Annotated in this window: 12 protein-coding genes and 1 pseudogene; 7 read left to right on the plus strand and 6 right to left on the minus strand. The window is 54.5% G+C overall.

What is annotated here, in order from left to right; translation table 11 throughout:
- Position 1: 1 nt before the first annotated feature.
- Together RA27_RS09155 and RA27_RS09160 are read right to left on the minus strand one after the other, a co-directional pair.
- Positions 2–679, minus strand: coding sequence for a hypothetical protein (locus tag RA27_RS09155; RefSeq protein WP_152610675.1), 678 nt, complete (start codon positions 677–679; stop codon positions 2–4).
- A 59-nt stretch (positions 680–738) separates the two neighbouring features.
- On the minus strand, positions 739–1293 hold the full coding sequence (locus RA27_RS09160) for a toxin-activating lysine-acyltransferase (RefSeq protein WP_039537525.1): 555 nt from the start codon (positions 1291–1293) through the stop codon (positions 739–741).
- Between the two features lie 406 nt (positions 1294–1699).
- Here RA27_RS09160 and RA27_RS09165 point away from each other — a divergent pair.
- Both RA27_RS09165 and RA27_RS09170 read left to right on the plus strand, forming a co-directional pair.
- Positions 1700–2329 (plus strand): annotated as a pseudogene (locus RA27_RS09165) (IS6 family transposase).
- 163 nt (positions 2330–2492) lie between these two features.
- Positions 2493–3215, plus strand: coding sequence for a response regulator transcription factor (locus RA27_RS09170; protein WP_039537528.1), 723 nt, complete (start codon positions 2493–2495; stop codon positions 3213–3215).
- Here the strand turns inward: RA27_RS09170 and RA27_RS23120 are convergent.
- Positions 3212–4606: an ATP-binding protein gene (locus RA27_RS23120; RefSeq protein WP_052265235.1), complete on the minus strand. Its 1395-nt coding sequence runs from the start codon at positions 4604–4606 to the stop codon at positions 3212–3214. The genes RA27_RS09170 and RA27_RS23120 overlap by 4 nt on opposite strands.
- Positions 4607–4869: 263 nt before the next feature.
- On the opposite strand from RA27_RS23120, the gene RA27_RS09180 reads away from it, so the two are divergent.
- The 5 genes from RA27_RS09180 (at position 4870) to RA27_RS09200 (ending at position 15000) form a co-directional block, all read left to right on the plus strand.
- Positions 4870–6651, plus strand: coding sequence for a type I secretion system permease/ATPase (locus RA27_RS09180; protein ID WP_039537531.1), 1782 nt, complete (start codon positions 4870–4872; stop codon positions 6649–6651).
- 38 nt (positions 6652–6689) lie between these two features.
- On the plus strand, positions 6690–8021 hold the full coding sequence (locus tag RA27_RS09185; RefSeq protein WP_193746491.1) for an HlyD family type I secretion periplasmic adaptor subunit: 1332 nt from the start codon (positions 6690–6692) through the stop codon (positions 8019–8021).
- Between the two features lie 289 nt (positions 8022–8310).
- Complete coding sequence (locus RA27_RS09190) at positions 8311–9021, plus strand: hypothetical protein (protein WP_039537534.1); 711 nt, start codon at positions 8311–8313, stop codon at positions 9019–9021.
- A gap of 307 nt (positions 9022–9328) precedes the next feature.
- Positions 9329–12091 carry a hypothetical protein gene (locus RA27_RS09195; RefSeq protein WP_193746492.1) on the plus strand — a complete coding sequence of 921 codons (2763 nt, stop codon included), beginning with the start codon at positions 9329–9331 and terminating at the stop codon, positions 12089–12091.
- A 353-nt stretch (positions 12092–12444) separates the two neighbouring features.
- Positions 12445–15000 carry a hypothetical protein gene (locus RA27_RS09200; RefSeq protein WP_152610676.1) on the plus strand — a complete coding sequence of 852 codons (2556 nt, stop codon included), beginning with the start codon at positions 12445–12447 and terminating at the stop codon, positions 14998–15000.
- 300 nt (positions 15001–15300) lie between these two features.
- Here the strand turns inward: RA27_RS09200 and RA27_RS09205 are convergent, their stop codons facing one another.
- From RA27_RS09205 to RA27_RS09215, 3 genes are all read right to left on the minus strand, one after another.
- Positions 15301–15756 carry a bestrophin family ion channel gene (locus RA27_RS09205; RefSeq protein WP_052265238.1) on the minus strand — a complete coding sequence of 152 codons (456 nt, stop codon included), beginning with the start codon at positions 15754–15756 and terminating at the stop codon, positions 15301–15303.
- Positions 15757–15906: 150 nt separating this feature from the next.
- Positions 15907–16965, minus strand: coding sequence for an ABC transporter ATP-binding protein (locus RA27_RS09210; protein WP_039537540.1), 1059 nt, complete (start codon positions 16963–16965; stop codon positions 15907–15909).
- A complete protein-coding gene (locus tag RA27_RS09215; protein ID WP_039538128.1) occupies positions 16965–18212 on the minus strand; it encodes a hypothetical protein in 1248 nt (415 codons plus the stop codon). The genes RA27_RS09210 and RA27_RS09215 overlap by 1 nt, the downstream gene beginning before the upstream one ends.
- Positions 18213–18217 lie beyond the last annotated feature (5 nt).

The raw sequence follows: 18217 nt of genomic DNA on the forward strand, positions 1-18217 counted from the left end.
GTTACCTATTGTTTCTAATAAAGCTGGAGCTGCCTAGCGAGTTAGCTGTCTGGTTTATTGCGTCATGTTCGCGATAACGCGCCCCATCCAAAGCGGAGTTTCTTGGCCATTCAGAAAGCCACGGTAGAAAAGCTTCGATCTCATCGGTGTATCGCGGGCGGTCGCGTCCTGGCTCAATCTCGACACGTTCAATCGAATAACCAAGACCGATCAGATCTTCGATTGTTTTGGGAGTTACGCGCTGAACAGTTATGGGGTCTGCCAGATCTTTGAACATCACGATTTTGGGATATTCCAGTTCGGTGAGTACAATAGTGTCGTCCGTCCGACCAAACATGGCAATTGAAACACGTCCATCGTGTACAGGGTCCCCTCGGGTATACAAAGCATAGAGCAACCCATGCCGTATCGATCCGGGTAAGAGAATCGCGTGTTTGCCGTTCTCAAATTCCACCACATCCGCTTCGCCTTCAACGGGATCAGATTTGGCGTAAGCCATGCCGTCGTTGGACGGTCCAACCTCATGCCGTATCAGGTCTGTAGTTTCGGCCACCACTGGCCCCAAAGGCGTGCCGAATATCACCCGAGTCGTCAGGTCGTAATACATGACGTGACCCTCCATTTCCGGAGGGAACTCCGGGATGTCATCGGCGAACCCGCCTGACATCTCCCAGAGCACGAAAACACCTGGGACCACTAAAAATACTAAGAGGACAGTCAAAACACGAAAGCGACATTTCATGCTTCAGCCTGTGAAACTGCCCCCAACTTCTCCAATGTCTCTTTGTCCAGCAAGCGCGTTATGATCGGGTGCATTCGCAGGTCTCCATCTTTTACAACCTGCTTAAAGTTCGCAATTACGCTAGCTGTTGTCTTACGGTCAGGTGCAATGACGTCGAGCAACCAGTTTATCTCACCGCTGCTCCATTCGTCCGTGCCCAGGCGAACAGGAAACACACCAGCTTTGATCTGCTCACGGATTTTGGCATCAACCTCCTCGGAAACGCTGGCCCAGATAGCCATGCCAGCAACGTCCGCCATTGGGTTTTCTTCTTGCTCTGCAGGATACGCGATCGAAACACGATCGCGGATTAATGGTTCCAGAACAAGATGCTGCAGATCAGCGATCGTCTGATTGCGATACCGAGGCAAGCCCATCATTGCCATCACAACTTTGCCGAAGGTCTCGCGAAGCCGCGTTCTCACTTCGGCTATTTGCTTCATTATTTCCGGATTGTCTCCTGAAAGGATCGTTGCTTCTTGTGAAGCCTTGGACTCGCTTTTCTTAGCCATTATTCCCTCGAAAACTTGCATTCTGCAGTAGTTTATTGGATTGACTTTCAACCAACGCGGTACCGTTGTCATCGACTTATTGTGTCGAAATCAAGGCTTCTGATTAAAGAATTACACCAGGGTATGGATAACCTGACCAGACGTGGCGGTCAGCAGAATTTAAGGCCTACGTTTTGCTCGCACGGATGACATTATGATCGCGCATAATTTTTGAGAAGTCATCGGATCGTTGAAACGAGGTGTGGAGCGCAACGCTTCTTAGCGAACGACGGATCTGTTACAAAGATTTTGCCATTGACGCTCAAGAACGCAGAGAGTGAATAGCGGCCGGTGTAATTCAGCCGAAAGGCAGTTCTTGATTTCTTTCAAGGGTGCGCAGTATCCGAAGGAAGTTATCCTCTTCGGGATGTTTTTCTACGTTCGATATGGTGTCTCGTACCGTGATCTGGAGGAAATCGTGGGTGAGCGTGGTATTTCGGTAGACCACACCACACTGAACCGATGGATGACACGGTACTCCGGCGCGATAGCTGAAGTAGCGCGCCGCCGAAAAAGGTCATGCGACCGTTTCTGGAGAAGGGACGAAACTTATATCAAAGTGAAAAGTGCGTGAGTTTACCTCTACCGGGCCGTCGACAAACACGGCAAGACCCTTGACTTCATGCTTTCTCGACTTCGAAACAAACCTGCAGCCACAAAGTTCTTCGCTCGGATGTTGGAGATCAACGGTCTTCCGCGAAAGACTGTCATCGACAAAAGCGGCGCAAACACATCAGGTATCAAAGCCATCAACAAAATGCTGAAGGGCTTTGGATGTCCGATTCCAACCTAGATGGTGAGGCAGAAGTTCTCAAACAACATCGTTGAACAGGATCACCGATTCATCAACAGACGCACGCGGCCAATGCTGGGGTTCAAAGCTTTCGATTCTGCTGAAGCAACCCTCTCAGGAATCGAAGTCGCTAACATGATCCGCAAGGGCCAGATCACGCCCGGACCCTGTCCTTTCAAACAATTCGCTGAGTTGGCTGCTTAACTTGAAGACACGATGCAATCTCCTCGGCTAGCAAAAAGCTTTGCAACACAACCTCTTGATGCACCGTACTTGGAACTTGCAACGTTCATGGCTACGCCGTTGACACTGTGTGATGCCCGATGCTGTTATCACAGCGGAAATCTTCTCCAGAGGAGCTTACAGAATGAATGACGCCGCAGACGGGTCCACTGTTATCGACGAACGGATTCTAATCTGTGACGACGATGTGGAATTTGCCGAGAATGTCTGTGTTTTCCTGCGTCACAAAGGCTACCAGATTGATCATGCGCCAAATGTTCCAACGGCCCGAGAGAAGATAGAATCCGAGGATTATGATCTTTTTCTGCTGGATCTCGTAATGCCGGGCACAAGCGGTAAAGTGCTTTGCCGAGAGATTGCTTCGCGTCTTGATGCCGGGATCATCATGATCAGTTCGATTGACGACGATGCCGAGCGCATTTCATTGCTCGAGCTGGGTGCGGACGACTATATCATCAAACCCTTCAATGATCTTGAGCTTTTGGCTCGTATTCGGGCGCTCATGAGACGTCGGCAAGCGGGCCAGGAAAGTCAAAAACGCCTGACCCGATTTGGTCCTTGGGAGCTTGTCGAAAACGAACGACACCTCAAGCATGAAGATGGACGAGTGATCACCCTGACTTCAAGTGAGGCGCGGGTCATGCGGTTTTTCGTCGAGAACTCGGATGTTCTTTGCACGCGGGAGGACCTTTTGGCCGTCGCACGCACAAGGCAACACGGTGGGGCAGGCGACCGCAGTGTTGATGCCTTGATCAAGCGATTGCGGTCCAAGATCGAGAGCGATCCTGCCAATCCCGAACATATCCGCACTGTTTGGGGGCAGGGCTACATTTTCCGACCCGGCTAATTGTGCTTATCAATCGGTAGGAAGACGCTTGCCCTCAGGCCTCCGCCTGCACGGTTTTCCAGAGACACGGTGCCGCCCTGATCAACAACAATGGTTCTGACAATCGCCAGTCCAAGCCCACTGCCGGGCCCCTCAGCGCCGAGTCGTTGGAATGGTTCAAATGCGGTCTCTAACTGTTCGGCCGGGATGCCCGGCCCTTCATCGTCGATGTGAATTGCGGCCATGTCATCTACTCTGGTCAGAGTAACACTTGTACGACCGCCATATTTGACCGCGTTCTCCAGGAGATTTCGCAGAACACGGGTAAGCGCATTGTGGCGCCCGTTCACTATGGAAGACTGCTCGATGGTGTAGGTCACGTCGCGGCCTGCATCCACCTGCTCTTCGACCAGAGCTTCGATCAATGAGCGCAGATCCAATCGCACAAGATCTCCATCGTGATGCGTTTCGCGATTGAGGTCGGTGACAGAGTTCACAATTTCGCTCAGGGTATCTAACCGATTGAGAAGCTGCTCTTTGGGCGCCGTTGGCTCCAGTTTCTCGATGGCGTCTTGCATCCGGGCAATCGGCCCTTTCAGGTCATGCCCAAGGCTACGAAGCAAGGTGGTCTTGTATTCGAGCGCCAGAACAATCCGGGCTTCCATACGGTTGAACGCGATGATCGTATGGCGGATGTCGATGGCACCTGTCTCGATCAGCGGGCCGACCTCTTCACCGCGGCCAATCAACTCGGCATTGACGGCCATGGCGCTGAGCGGGCGCATGACTTTCTGGATGAGAAATGCGAGAATACAGAGCAGGGTAAGTGCGACAAGGCTGTCGATAGAGCCAACAATGACCAAAGGCGCGATGCTCTTGTTTTGCATCAGCAAATAGCAGTTCAGCCACTCCTCGTCATCTTTGAGCCGTACCGAGAAAACGTTTACCAGAAACGCGTCAACGCTTTCTGCGTCGAGGGGTTCGCCCGCGTGACTATTGAACAGTTGCAGCAGCGCGCTTTGGTCGTGTCTGGCGTCAATGACTGTCTCTGCCACGGACAGTTCCGCGACAGCGATCCCTCGGTGTTCCAGCCGCGCCGCCAGCCACTCCGCCATGTTCGGTCGTTGGCGGCCATGTACCAGAGCGGTTGCTGCATCCCGCGTGCCTACTCTGACGCTCCATTCCGCCGGAAAGAAGCCAAGCGCCGCTTCAGCGCGGCTGTCAGGCGGTAAATGGGCCAGAGTTGAAACGACCTGAGCAAGAAAGGCATCGCCCCGATTTCGGATCTCTTCAGCGCGAGAACTGCGGATCTGAACCAAGTCGGTGACAACCGAGAACACGCCGACAATCGCCCAGCTGATGAGCACGATGCTCATAACCTGTGTTCGAAGTGTCAGATCATTCCAGCGCATCGCGCGTAGTCTCCGTAACCCATCCCCTTAGATAGGACGCTAGTTCAATTTCGGCTGCTTTCCCAAGCGGAAATTGCATCTGTGGTGCAGCGACGGATTTGAGGGGTTTGGGCCCTGACCCAGAACATGGCTGAGCGTGCGGTTCAGTCAACTCGCCCCGCTAAAGGCAGAAAAGCCAAATGAATCAAAGTGTGACAAAAGCTTGGGGCTTACTCTGCGGGCTCCCACGTATTTCGCACAGACATGATTATTGGAGGCCCGTTATGAATTCCCATTCGTCCGTTCACCCGCAACTCGCCGACGCGCGTCGCGCACTCCGCGGCAACCTGATCGCTACTGGCGTGTTCAGCGGTGCCGTGAACCTGCTGATGCTTACGGGGCCGATTTTCATGCTCCAGATCTATGACCGCGTCATGTCCAGCCAGAGTGTGAACACGCTTGTCGCGCTCAGCACGCTGGTGGCCGGTCTGTATCTGTTCATGGCTTTGATTGACGGTGCGCGGACCCGTGTGCTGGTTGCCATGGGCCATCGGTTTGAACAACGCCTGACCCGGACCGCGTTTGACTGCGCGCTGACCGAACCTTCGCGCACGCGCCCCGGTGGAAATCCTGCCGCGGCCATTCAGGATGTCGAGAAAATTCGTAGCTTCCTGTCAGGTCAGGGTGCGGGTGCACTGTTTGATCTGCCCTGGATCCCGGTTTATCTGGGCCTTGTCTTTGCCATGCATATTTGGCTGGGTCTTGTTGGTGTCGTCGGCGCTGTGGCTCTGATCGCCATCGCGATTGTCACCGAAATCAAAGTGCGCGCTGCGGCTTGCGTTCAGTCTGAACATGCAGCCAGGCGCACTCGTCTGGCCGAAGCCAGCCGCCGCAACGCCGAGATGATCCGCGCCATGGGCATGCAGTCCAATCTGGGCCGGACATGGCAAGATGTGAACGACCTGCATCTTGGTGCTAGCGCCAATGCCGCAACAACGGTTGGTGTTTCGGGCAGCTTTACCAAGGTCTTCCGTCTTGCGCTACAGTCTGGCGTCCTGGCGGTCGCGGCTTATCTAGCCATCCACGGGCAAATCTCGGCAGGCTCGATTGTCGCCGCTTCGGTCATCATGTCCCGTGGCCTGCAGCCCATCGAAACCCTTGTCGGCAGCTGGCGCAGCCTCGTGGCGGCCCGGCAGGCTTGGGCACAGCTGAAGACCACATTGTCGGGTGACGAGGCGGATCATAGAATCTCGCTGCCCAAAGCGCAAAAATCACTGACCGTCGATGGGCTGATCGCTGCCCCCCCTATGGCAACCACCGCTGTTCTCAAAGGCGTAGGGTTTGACATGAAGGCGGGTGAAGCACTGGCTGTTATCGGTTCGACCGGCAGTGGCAAGTCGACCCTCGCCCGCACTTTGGTTGGTGCGTGGTCGGCAGCCAAAGGCAATATCAACCTTGATGGTGTGCCGATCGATCAATACTTGCCTGAAGAACTGGGCCCTCAGATCGGCTTTCTGCCGCAGGATGTCGAACTGTTTGACGGCACCATCGCCCAGAACATTGCGCGCTTTGATCCCGAAGCGAAAGACGAACAGGTCATTGCCGCTGCCAAGGCTGCCGGTGTCCATGAACTGATCGCCAGCTTCAAAGACGGCTATGCCACATCGGTGGGCGAGCGCGGAGCGGCCCTGTCCGGAGGCCAGCGTCAGCGTGTTGCCCTTGCCCGCGCATTGTATGGAAACCCTTTCCTGGTGGTTCTGGATGAACCGAACTCGAACCTTGACGCCGTTGGTGAGGCTGCGCTGAACCACGCGATCCAGGCAGCCAAAGCGCGCGGCGCAATTGTAATTGTCATCGCCCACCGGGCCAGCGTGCTGGGTTCGGTCGACAAGATTCTGATAATGGAGGAAGGCCGTGTCGGAGATTTTGGCCCCCGCGCCGAAGTGATGGAGCGGTTGCGCCAGCGCAATCAGGCCGCCGCTTCCGTGCAGACGAACCACAAAACAGTCAAACAAACCCCGCAGGCAGAGCCCGCAGACGCAACACTTGCCGCTGCAGCTGGCTGACCTGAGCCCGCGTTGAAACCGAATGAATGGAGGAGACCATGAAAACCAACCCGAATTCCAACACCCCGATCGAAGGCTTCAAGGACAGCTCTATCCGATCCATCGGATTTGGCCTGGTCGCTATCGCTGTACTTGCCATTGGCTTTGGCGGTTGGGCGACGACGGCACGCATGTCCGGCGCGGTTGTGACATCTGGCAATGTCGTGGTCTCATCTGACCTCCGCGCCGTACAGCATCCCGACGGCGGCATCGTTGGAGACATTCACGTCAGAGACGGAGATCGTGTTCTGGCCGGAGATGTGGTTCTGACGCTCGACGACCAGCTGCTTTCAGGAAGTCAGGCGCTGGTCGATGACAGGCTTGTCGCGATCAAAGCGCAACTGGCCCGTCTGACAGCCGAGCGGGATGGGTTGGATGATCTGGTGCTGTCCGATGAACTCATGTCGCGAAAAGATGAGGCCAAAGTTCAGCGTGCCTTGGCAAGCCAAAGGGCGGTAATGGAAGCACGTCGTCTGTCCCAGGACGGAGAGGTTGCTGCGTTGACCGAACAGATCACGCAGATTGAGCAGGAGATCATCGGCCTCGAAGCGCAGCGCGACGCGGCAGAGGAAGAGATCGAACTGATCGAAAGCGAACTTGCCGGCCAGCAGCAACTGCTGGAAAAAGGCCTGACGCCAGAAACCCGCGTGACCGCCCTGAAGCGTCAGCGCAGCGGTCTGGTTGGCAATAGCGGAGGTCTGATCTCGCGCATCGCCGTCGCCCGTGGTCGGATCAGTGAAACGCGGATCAATATACTGCAACTGGAAAAGACTTTCCGCGAGCAAGTTATGAACGAGATTTCAGCGCTTGAGGTCGAACTGGACGGTCTGAAGGAACGCCGCAGCGCTGCGGAACTGCAACTGGCCCGGGTCGATCTTCGGGCTCCGACGGACGGGATCGTACACGAGATGATGGTGCATACGGTTGGCGGCGTTGTATCGCCGGGCGAGACCTTGATGCAGATCGTGCCCGAGGGGGACGGTTTGGTCGTGACAGCCAGCGTTATGCCGCAGGACATCAACAACGTTGCAGTGGGGCAATCGGCCAGTGTGATTATCGCAGCCTTTGACCAGCACATTGTGTCCCGATTGGATGGCAACGTCGAGTTTGTCTCCGCTGACCTCAAAACCGATCCAATCTCGGGAATGCCGTACTACGAGGCCAGGGTCGCTCTGGATGAAGATGCGTTCGCGCTGCTGGAAGAACGTCAGCTCAACCTGCTGCCAGGTATGCCAGCCGAGGTCTATATAGCGACCGGGGAACGAACCTTGTTCGAGTATCTGATCGACCCACTCAGCAAGCAGATCCGGACGACCTTCCGCGAGGTTTGATCAGTCTGACGGAACGGCATTGGCCGCAGACTAAAAGGCATGACCAGCGCCAGAAATGGCGCTGGTTTTTTTGCAATCTAGCGGCGGGTGAAATCCAAGCCGATCTAGCGGGTTTATGTAGGCTCAAATTAATGCTTTGAGAGAGATTTTTGTCATACTTTGTAACATTTTAGACCCCTTTTCCGCATTGTAACACCGGGCCGGAATAACCACCTTTTTATCATACCCGAGGAGGAAGTTTTCAACATTTTTTGGGTGTTAAACAACGTGTGAAACAAGGAGAAATACTATGACAAATGTAACCACTACACGCTTCGAGTCGGCCAATGACGATGTGATCGCCGTGCCCCCGATCCTGCCCTTTCCCAAGTGCGGCACCGAAGTGCCGAACGATGGTGAAGACCTGGTGGCCGTAAACCCGCTGCCGGTTGATCCGCTGGTTGCCGATCCCATCGAAGATCTGGTTGCGGTGAACCCGCTACCCTATGGTGCAGTGCCGGCCGCAGAAGGTGATGACCTTACCGCAGTATCTCCAATCATGCCTGACCCGAGATGCGGGACCGAGGTTCCGCAGGACGGCGATGATCTGGTCGCAGTAAACCCACTGCCTTTCGGTGCGGTTCCTGCCGGTCAGGGTGATGACTTGGTCGCGGTAGCGCCTCTGCCATTTGGCGCAGTTCCTGCCGGTGAAGGTGACGATGTCACTGCGGTTTCCCCGATTATGCCTGATCCGCGCTGCGGCACCCCGGTGCCTCAGGATGGTGAGGATTTGGTCGCAGTGAACCCGCTGCCTTTTGATCCGATTGTTCTAGACCAGGGTGACGACGTCATTGCCGTACCCCCGATCATGCCTTTGCCCAAATGCGGCACCGAGATTCCGGAGGACGAGATGGAAATGACCCCGCCGCCGCTGTGCGAAATCGTACCGACTGCGGGCGGTGAAGACATCTGTGGGACCCCGGTTCCGACTGACAGCTTCTTTGTCGACTTGGTCGTCTAAGTGGGGCGAAACTCAGCGATCATCTCTCGCTGCGCACCCAAATCCCGGGCGTCGAGGTTCCTATCGAAACAGACGCCCGGACAAGCAGAAGGAAAACCATACTCACCGGCTGGGGCCTTAAACGGCGCCAGCCGGATTGCCGGCTTCCTCAGGCTGTGATTTCTATTTTTGTCATACTTTGTAACAACTTAACGGGCTTTCCGCGGTTGAGATCAACGGCCTGGAAAACCACATCTTTCCTATGATCCGCGATGCGTATGGGCCCGACAACCGGACACCAACCATCGAGGAAATAGGAGGAAAGAAAATGAAACATGTAAACAAATCCAACAACCAATCTTTTGCGATGGGCTCGGTCAAAACAGATGATGCTCTCGAAGAACAGAACAAAGAGCTTCTCTCGGTGAAGACGAACTGTGAACCGCTGGAGTCTTCCGGGCAGGCATCGCTTGCTGACCCCGATGCATCGATCTTACCAGAAATGATCGCCGATACGTCCTATGAAGTTCAGCCTTCAGGTACGGCCAATGAAGTTGATCCCGAGATTGGGATGACGCCTGATCAGATGCACTTCAACGGTTATGATCATGAGTATTGGTCCAAGAAGTCTTTCCAGTATCCCACCAATTACAGCAGGATCGAAGTGACCGAGAAGGTCAAAGCCGGCTTTGTTAAATGGATGGGTGAGAACGAGACCAACTTCACCAACAACATTTTTCATCACTTTGACCACAAGAAAGGCGGCAAAAAAGACGTCGTCTATCGTGTCGAAGAAGGCGTGATCGGCAATGACAAAGGCAACGTGATCTATGGCGCTGACAAGCATAGCGGGAGCTCATACAAGCATGATGACAAGATCTTTGGCATGGGTGGAGATGACGTGATCTTCGGCCAAGCCGGAAACGACACGCTCAGCGGTGGAACAGGCAATGACTATATCGATGGCGGTGCTGATGATGACCTAATCTATGGTGGCATCGGCAACGATGTTCTTTTAGGCGGAACCGGTGTGGATACGCTTTATGGCGGCGCCGATAATGATTGGCTGTATTCCGGTAACAAGGATGGCCAAGTCGGCAATGACCAGTTGTGGGGCGGCTCTGGCTTTGACACATTCGTACTTGGCGATGCAAATGCGCCCGCAAACGATGGCAAAGACTTTACGGATTACATGGCCAATGGATTGTGGACAGGCATGGGTGCGGCTGCCAAGGCCATTTTGCCCGGGCCGCTGGGCGGTTTGGTGAAGCTGTTCTTCGGAATGGGCGAAGCGCTCTCAAATATGGGCGGCCAAGCCGGCGGCGAGTTCCAGGATGGCAATGCCACGCATGTGCGTGATTTCGATCCGACACAGGATACGATCATCATTCCATTGACCGAGGACAACTTTGACGACATCACTATCAAGCATGATGGTCTGCCAAAGGCACAGGCGTTTCGGATCTATGATGAATCGAACGACACTCCCCAACTGATCGCTGTCATCTACTGGGACGATCTGAAGAACTCTTTCCCTGCAAGTTTGGATTGGGATAATCTGACCACCCGGAAAGCTTGGGCAAATCAGATCATCGAAAGCGCGCTTTTCATCGACAAAAACGGCGTCGACATGAATTCGGGCCAGTCCTTTGATTTGCCGAACGGATCGCTTGACGCATTGGGCAGCAGCAAGTTCCTGATGCTGGGTGCTTATGGCGGCACCGAGCTTTATGGGGAAGATGGTGTTGCTGACAAACTCTTTGGTACGGATTACGGCGATATCCTTATGGGATATAACCGGTTCGGCGAAGATGGTGAGGAAAGTAACGCTGGCGATGACAAATTCTGGGGCTTTGGCGGCGACGACCTTTTCATCGCCGGGTCTGGAATTAACTACATCTACGGCGGCGCCGACAACGATACCATCGCGTATCTGGATGCCAGCAGTGGTGTCACCGTGGACATGCGCAAGGAAGACGGCAAAAACTACTTCGAGGTGAACGGCGTTGAATACTACGGTCACACAGATGCGAATTGGCGTGATTATGTCTACGAGGTGGAAAACGTCATTGGCAGCCAATTCGATGACCGTCTGACCGGCGATAGTGGCGATAACGTCCTGAACGGGCTGGGTGGAAACGACATCCTGGATGGCGGAGAAGGCAACGACACATTGGTTTCGGGTGAAGGTAACGACACTTTGACCGGTGGCGCCGGAGCTGACACTTTCGTTCTGGACGGAGGCGAGAACACGATCACCGATTTCGACGCCAACGAAGGCGACCGGATCGAAATCGACCTCGACGCCTATGGCATGACCGGTTGGTTCGATCTGGATCACCGTATCGAAAACGGTCAGATCGTACTGTTCAGCAAGTCCACTGATGAGGTCATCGTGCGCTATGACGATGACGGAAACGGATTTGACCCATCCTATATCGATCTGCGCAGCCTTCAGGACGGTGAAATCGTCTATGAGCCTGCCTTTGCTTCGAACACGCTGGCGTGGTTCGAAAAATACGGCAACCGGTTCGATGTTGAAACCGGCGAAACCGGTCATGGTACCGATAGCTGGGACTATATGGTTGGTGGTGACGGCAACGATCTGACCAACCTCTATGGTGGTGCCGGAGACGACTTTCTCATCGGCGGTGGCCATTCACTGACCACACTTGATGGGGGTGAGGGGAATGACATCCTCATGATCCGCAAAGGCGCGTTGTTCACCAACGCATATGGCGGAGATGGAGATGACGTGATCATTCTCGATGCGGACCAATCGACTGAGGCAGGTTTTGCCGGCCTATTCGGCGGTGAAGGCAGCGATACTTTTGTCATCACCGGTCCGGGCAGCCAGTATGGCGGTCAGGTGATCCGGGATTTTGAGGCTGATGACTCGATTGTCATCGATCTGGAAGGGTTCGGGATCTCGTCTATGGATCAACTTCAGATCGAATGGCGTTCCAGCACTCACTGGATCACGGCAAATGGCCAAAAGGTGATCAGCGTTCAGGGTGTTGACGAGCATTTCGACGTCATGCAGCATATCAGCGAATTGACGGCTCAGCAGTCGCAAGACTGGGGTCTCTGATAATCGCCTGATTAATTATATTGCCTCAGCTGGTCTGGATCGGCTGGGGCTTCCTTAACAATTCGATCCGGCAATTATGCAAAGTTAATTATTGCGACACTCCAAATTTGGCAAAGACTTGCGCAATTGCGCCGATCTCTTGCTCAACATCCACGTAACACACTGACTAATGGCGTTTTTATGCGCATTAAGAATCCTGACCTGAGCCTGAATCCGCGCAGATTTATTCGTTAATGAACTCTTAACATAACCGCGACGGCTAACTTGTTACGCAAGTTGGGTCCGAAATAATCGGGTTAATAAAGCCGAAATACTTGGGCTGAAACAACGACAAGATGGGAGTCTGTTTCAAGATGAGTAATGGAACATATGAAGAATTTCGTGATGCCTTGCGTGCGTTTGAATCTGGTTGGGATCGAGATCGCTATGATGCTGGGGTCATTCAGGATTGGCAACTGAACCAATGGGCCGGAGGGGTGGTCACAGATTTCTATCCAAACTACTCCAACTGGTCGGATCTGAGTAGTGATGAATGGGACGCCATGTCCTATCGTTCGATGAACTCATTGGGTTTTGTCGGCTATCAATTCGGCGAGGCATTGCTGATCGACCTGGGGTATTACACCGATGACGTCTATTACGGAAACGGCGCTGCATCGAACACGTGGGACGGAATCTGGACCGGGAAAAACGGGGTCAATTCTCTGGCGGATTTTACCACCGCCCAAGCGCAGGAGCGCGCCATACAGGAAGCCTTCGGATATAACCTTCAGGTTATTGAAACCGGGCTGGGACATCAGGGGGAAAGCCTGTCGGACTATATCGGCACAACCCGCACCTATATCGAGAATGGTCAAGAAGTGTCCGTGACCCTCGGTCTGACAGGCATCATGGCCGCTGCTCATCTGCGCGGCGCTTGGGGCACATTGTCACTTCTTCAGGGCGGGAACGTGTCTGTCGATGAATACGGCACGTCGATCTTGCGCTATATTTCGCAGTTCGGTGGTTATGACGCGCCTTCGATAGGCGATGCGATCAAGGTTTACACGGATGGCATTTTGCCAACAGACACCGGAGGAGGCACCGATACCGACAACACGTCTCCGCCGGTCGTTCCGTCGACCACGCCCCCCGCTCCGACCGGTAACGGCACAGCGGGTACCACCGAGACCACCGCGGATGTTGTAATAACATGGGCCTGGGGCACGAGTGTCACGATCTCGGATTTCGATCCAGCGACCGGTACGATCTTTATCTCATGGGTCGGCGCGGACGCACTGGATGTCAGTGAAGTGAATGGCTCGGTCGTGTTCGCCATTCCGTCGAACAATCAGACCACGACACTTAGCGGTGTCACCCTCGCCGACCTGAGTGCCGCAAACTTCACCATTCTGGACGATACCGCAGCGACCGAGGTGCTGAGCCTTGTGGGGGCCGGCGTCACCACACCGGGGGGAGGTGGCAACGGCCATCAGCACATGCATATTGTCCTGAGCCTTGCCAGTGCAGCCCAGGTCATAGACGGGTTCATGCCCGCGATGGGCGATGTCATCGAAATCGGCGCGGATATCACGGCCGGGAGCTTCGCAATTTTTGAAGAGAGCGGGGATGCACTGGGCCAGACCGTCCGGATCGAATTGACCGACGGGAACGTGACCAAGCAGATCGCTTTCACGGGTTTTGGCTTGTCCGATCTGTCGGTCAGCAACTTCTCAATTACGGATCAAGCTGTGCTAAACGAGGTATCCTCAGCCCTAGGACAGGTCGTCGTTATTCCGGGTGCCGGTGAAGGGTATGGGCTCAGCTACGATACAGATGGATCAAATCCACCTGTAACCACCGGGACCACAGATGCGGGCGGTTCAAAATACCGGGCCGACAGCAATGCCGATGACATAACCGGGTTCCGCCCTGGCGTGGACGAACTGGATTTCGGCGGCACGTCTGTACACGGCATGATTGTCACCAAATCCGAGGCCGGAGAGATCGTCGTTGACAGCCCGTGGTCAGACGCGGCGCAAATCGTGCAAGGCGTCACTTTCCAGGACGTGACCATCGACAGCTTGGGTGTGGTTGGCAACGAACATTTCCGTCAGGATATCGGCGGCGTCATCAGTTGGGAGCAAGGCATAGGACCCCGTGTAGCCGACACCGTCTATGTTCGCAGCCACGAATACGGAGTGCACGAAATCATTGATGGCTTTGATCCGTCTACAATGAAGATCAGCTTTCTGTATTTCGGAACCCGCGAACGCCTCAGCGTCGAGGATAGCACCGAGGGATTAGTCATCTCGTCCCTGCCGACTGGACAAAGCGTCACTCTGACAGATGTAACCAAAGCTGACTTGGTGCCCGGTCTGGTCGAATTCCATTTCGATCAGGTGATGGAGGATAACCTTGAGGTGCCCTTTGGCTTTGATCAAAACGATGTAACACTGGTAGACCGCACAATGCTGCTGACGCCCGAAGCCCCGGCAGGTGCGACAACCGATGGCCATCAGACCAGAACAGGAGACTTGAAGGGCGGATCTACCCAGCCGGACAGCGGGGGTACGACAACCGATCCGGATGAAAATTCAACTCCGGATGTCGAGACATTTGGAGCAGGGGCCGATTTGGCCGAGCTGACCTGGAACTGGGGCGCCAAGTCTCAGATTTCTGGCTTCGATCCCGCTGAGGACGTCATCGACTTCAACGCGTTGAGCGAGCGTGACGTGTCAGTCACCGAAGTCGAAGGTGATCTGGTCTTTGAAGTCATCGGTAACGGCGGCCATACAATGACGCTTCAGGATATTCAGGCCGAAGATCTGGACCTGAAAAATCTGACAGCTTATGACTGGAATTCAATCACTGAAGCAGGAAGCGTATTAACGCTCCAACTCGAAGCGCTCGGAATGTCCATCGCCTGAGGCGTATTTGCAATTGTTACTCGGCCTGCGGTGAGGCCGAGCAACATAAGGATTTCCTCGCCAGTGCAATTTCAAACCGAAACGCATTACACCGAAGAAGGATCTGATGGTGCTGTCCAATCTCTCTTCTAAAGCAGATTGACGCTATCTGATGCTGCATGCCATTTTGCGCGTTGGATTGGGAGAGGTTATATTTGGTGACAATGTCACCGTGGCGGAGCTGGTCCAGAACATTGTTCAGTTCGGGCCGCTTACGCCTCGACGCTCTGATCTTGTAAGCAAACGGCCGCTAGACCCCGGTTAATATAAAGATTGATCTATTGGCTCCGCAGGTTTGGGTGGTACTCCACAACTAGCCATCTGTCTTAGATCAATTTCGATGGACCGACATAAGGCTGATATAGGCACATCGTTCACGTCGCCTTCGAACGGATCTTCCATCGAGGCACTTACGCGTTCGGTCACAAAAAATATCCAACAAACCAAGGCGCCGATCGGGGCAAGCGTTAGCCAGTCGATTACGATAATAGACAAGGTCGATGTATCCATGCCTGAAACGACAGAGGGTTTATCGCTAAACGCCAGCGGGAGCAGAAAGATGAAAATCCAGCTGAAAATGCGTCCGACCTCAGCAACTTGACGCGGGAACGGGGTATTTTTGATACGCTCACATTGACCTTGCGCGTTCGTGAAACGGGAAAGCCGACCCATTAGCGCCACGTGCCAATATGAATCTATCGTGCCTTCGCGTGCCATTCAGTTCATCTATCGACTTGATCGCGTCTATCGGAAGAACAGCGCCGATCTCGGTCAGGAGCATATTGTGTATCCGGCGATACAGGTCGGGGGTTTGAAGCACCAATGGTCTAATCAAACCGCCTGAGTAAGAGAGTTGCTAAGCGAAAGTTACCCTCTGCCTGCCAAAACCAACCGATCTTCGCCAAAAAAGTGTAACTTGTCCTGCGGAAACTGCAGCCCGATCTTTTCTCCGGGTTTCAATGCCGTATCGCCGTTCAGGCGCACTGTGACGTTTTCTTCACCACCACAATCAACGATCAGGAACGTGTCTGCGCCCAGGTATTCTATGACTTCGATGATGCCATCCGTTTGACCTTCTCCCGCCTCAACCACGTCAATATGCTCAGGCCGCACGCCAAGACTGGTGGCCGTTCCCAAGCGGTCAAAACTGCCACTGCGACCATGCTTCAAACTGTAGCTACCGTCCTTCGTCGTACACGGCAGAATATTCATCTTGGGGCTACCAATGAATTGGGCCACAAATAGATTTGCAGGCCGTTCGTACAGCTCACGCGGCGTGCCAACCTGTGCGATTTTTCCGAATTCCAAAACGACGATACGATCGGCCAAGGTCATTGCTTCGACCTGGTCATGGGTTACATAGATCATCGTTCGCTTCAGGTTTTGGTGAAGCTTCGCAATTTCGTAACGTGTTTCGACCCGAAGGGCCGCATCAAGGTTAGAAAGCGGTTCGTCGAACAGAAATGCAGTTGGATCGCGTACGATAGAGCGGCCAATCGCGACGCGCTGCCGCTGGCCGCCCGAAAGGTCCTTGGGTCGACGCTCCAGAAACGGCCCCAGCTTGAGAACCTCGGCGGCCTTGTTGACCTGCTCGGCAATTTCAGCCTTCGGAGTGCCAGCCACCTTGAGGGAGAACCCCATATTCTCGGCGACCGTCAGGTGCGGGTAAAGTGCGTAGGATTGAAAGACCATGGTTAGACCCCGCTTGGAAGGCGGATGGTCCGTGACATCTTTGTCGTTGATCAAAAGCGATCCGCGAGAAATGTCCTCAAGCCCACCGATCATGCGTAACAATGTGGACTTTCCGCAGCCAGACGGGCCCACGAAAACAATGAACTCTCCCTCTTCGATTTTGAGGTCTACGCCCTTGATCACTTGGGCCGAGCCAAACCATTTTTCGACGGATTTCAGTTCAATGCTACCCATTATTTCCTCCCTGCCCAGTGCAGCCAGACGGCTGCAGTCCACGTGAATGAATTGCCGCCGGCGGGGCTGCCGATGAGTGGATCGTAGTATTCCGCAAAGCCGTTCGTTGCGATCAATTGCGACGTTTTCTGGCGTAGTACCTCGGCTTCCGGTAGGTGTCCCATATCGACCAGTCCAAACCCGATCAGCATATTCATGAATCCCCAGGTAGGACCCCTCCAGTACCTGCGCTGGTCAAAATTGGGCATCGCAGGGTCATAGCTGGGAACCGGGAAAGGCACATTCGCAAGCGTCCCCTGCAACCGCTCCAGCATGGATTGAGACTCCAGACCTGCATACCAGCAAAGATAAGACGCGTTAGAGACGCTTCCCGCCCATTCGCCGGTCAGCGCATCGCGCGAGTCAAACGAGTTCAGCGCCTCATTCCACAAAGATCGCGCGCCTTCTTCGAGCTTTTGAATGTCATCGCTTACCCCGTCAGCAGCGATGCCGAGTTTGTCGCTGATCACCATCAGATCGCGCGCGGCGCGCAGGGTGATGAAGGTCATCGTTGGATCGGCAACCCGGAATAGGTTCAGACTCAGCAGTTTCTGTTGGTCCCAGTCGACCTCGCACCCGATCTGAACCAGTTTGATATAACGATCATAGTCGTATTTGGTCGGCCTATCGGCGCTGTTGACGTGGCTTGTGTCGCGACGCTGATACTCTCCAACGCCTGTGGGGTCGACGCCCTCCATCGCCTTGTCCCAATCTGGCGCGTTGTCGCGCCCGGCTTCCCAGGGGTGGGTGGTGCAAACGGCGCCATGATCATCAAGCCGCCATTTCATGATCCATCGATGCCAAGCCAGTAAAGCCGGGAACAGCGTGCGAATTCGATCTTCGCCTGCGCCACCGTCTTTTTCCCAGATCTTGCGTGCGACGGTTGCAGCCACCGGGGGTTGGATGATGCCCGAGGACGGGATCGGCCCGTGGCCACCCCAGACATCCGGGCCGGGGAAATAACCATCATCCTGCTGGTGGAACAGGATGTGTGGCACCATGCCGTCGTCCCATTGTCCTGAGAAAAGCGTCTCAATCTCGGTCCAGGCGCGGTCGATGTCGAACTCGGCAAAGCCAAGCGCTGCAATCGCGCTGTCCCAGTTCCACTGGTAGGGGTACAGCCCTTCGGTGGGGATGGTGTAGCCGCCACGATCATTGGCAATCAGGATGTTTCGCGCCTCGCGGTCGGGGTTTGTATGTTGGTTCATCTCAG

Source organism: Ruegeria sp. ANG-R (assembly GCF_000813985.1).
GTDB lineage: Bacteria > Pseudomonadota > Alphaproteobacteria > Rhodobacterales > Rhodobacteraceae > Ruegeria.

Excerpts from the sequence above, each read along its gene's own strand:
- RA27_RS23120 (WP_052265235.1), bottom strand. The coding sequence starts at position 4,606 with ATGCGCTGGAATGATCTGACACTTCGAACACAGGTTATGAGCATCGTG.
- RA27_RS09210 (WP_039537540.1), bottom strand. The coding sequence starts at position 16,965 with ATGGGTAGCATTGAACTGAAATCCGTCGAAAAATGGTTTGGCTCGGCC.
- RA27_RS09215 (WP_039538128.1), bottom strand. The coding sequence starts at position 18,212 with ATGAACCAACATACAAACCCCGACCGCGAGGCGCGAAACATCCTGATT.
- RA27_RS09190 (WP_039537534.1), top strand. The coding sequence starts at position 8,311 with ATGACAAATGTAACCACTACACGCTTCGAGTCGGCCAATGACGATGTG.
- RA27_RS09170 (WP_039537528.1), top strand. The coding sequence starts at position 2,493 with ATGAATGACGCCGCAGACGGGTCCACTGTTATCGACGAACGGATTCTA.
- RA27_RS09205 (WP_052265238.1), bottom strand. The coding sequence starts at position 15,756 with ATGGCACGCGAAGGCACGATAGATTCATATTGGCACGTGGCGCTAATG.
- RA27_RS09195 (WP_193746492.1), top strand. The coding sequence starts at position 9,329 with ATGAAACATGTAAACAAATCCAACAACCAATCTTTTGCGATGGGCTCG.
- RA27_RS09185 (WP_193746491.1), top strand. The coding sequence starts at position 6,690 with ATGAAAACCAACCCGAATTCCAACACCCCGATCGAAGGCTTCAAGGAC.
- RA27_RS09160 (WP_039537525.1), bottom strand. The coding sequence starts at position 1,293 with ATGGCTAAGAAAAGCGAGTCCAAGGCTTCACAAGAAGCAACGATCCTT.
- RA27_RS09200 (WP_152610676.1), top strand. The coding sequence starts at position 12,445 with ATGAGTAATGGAACATATGAAGAATTTCGTGATGCCTTGCGTGCGTTT.
- RA27_RS09180 (WP_039537531.1), top strand. The coding sequence starts at position 4,870 with ATGAATTCCCATTCGTCCGTTCACCCGCAACTCGCCGACGCGCGTCGC.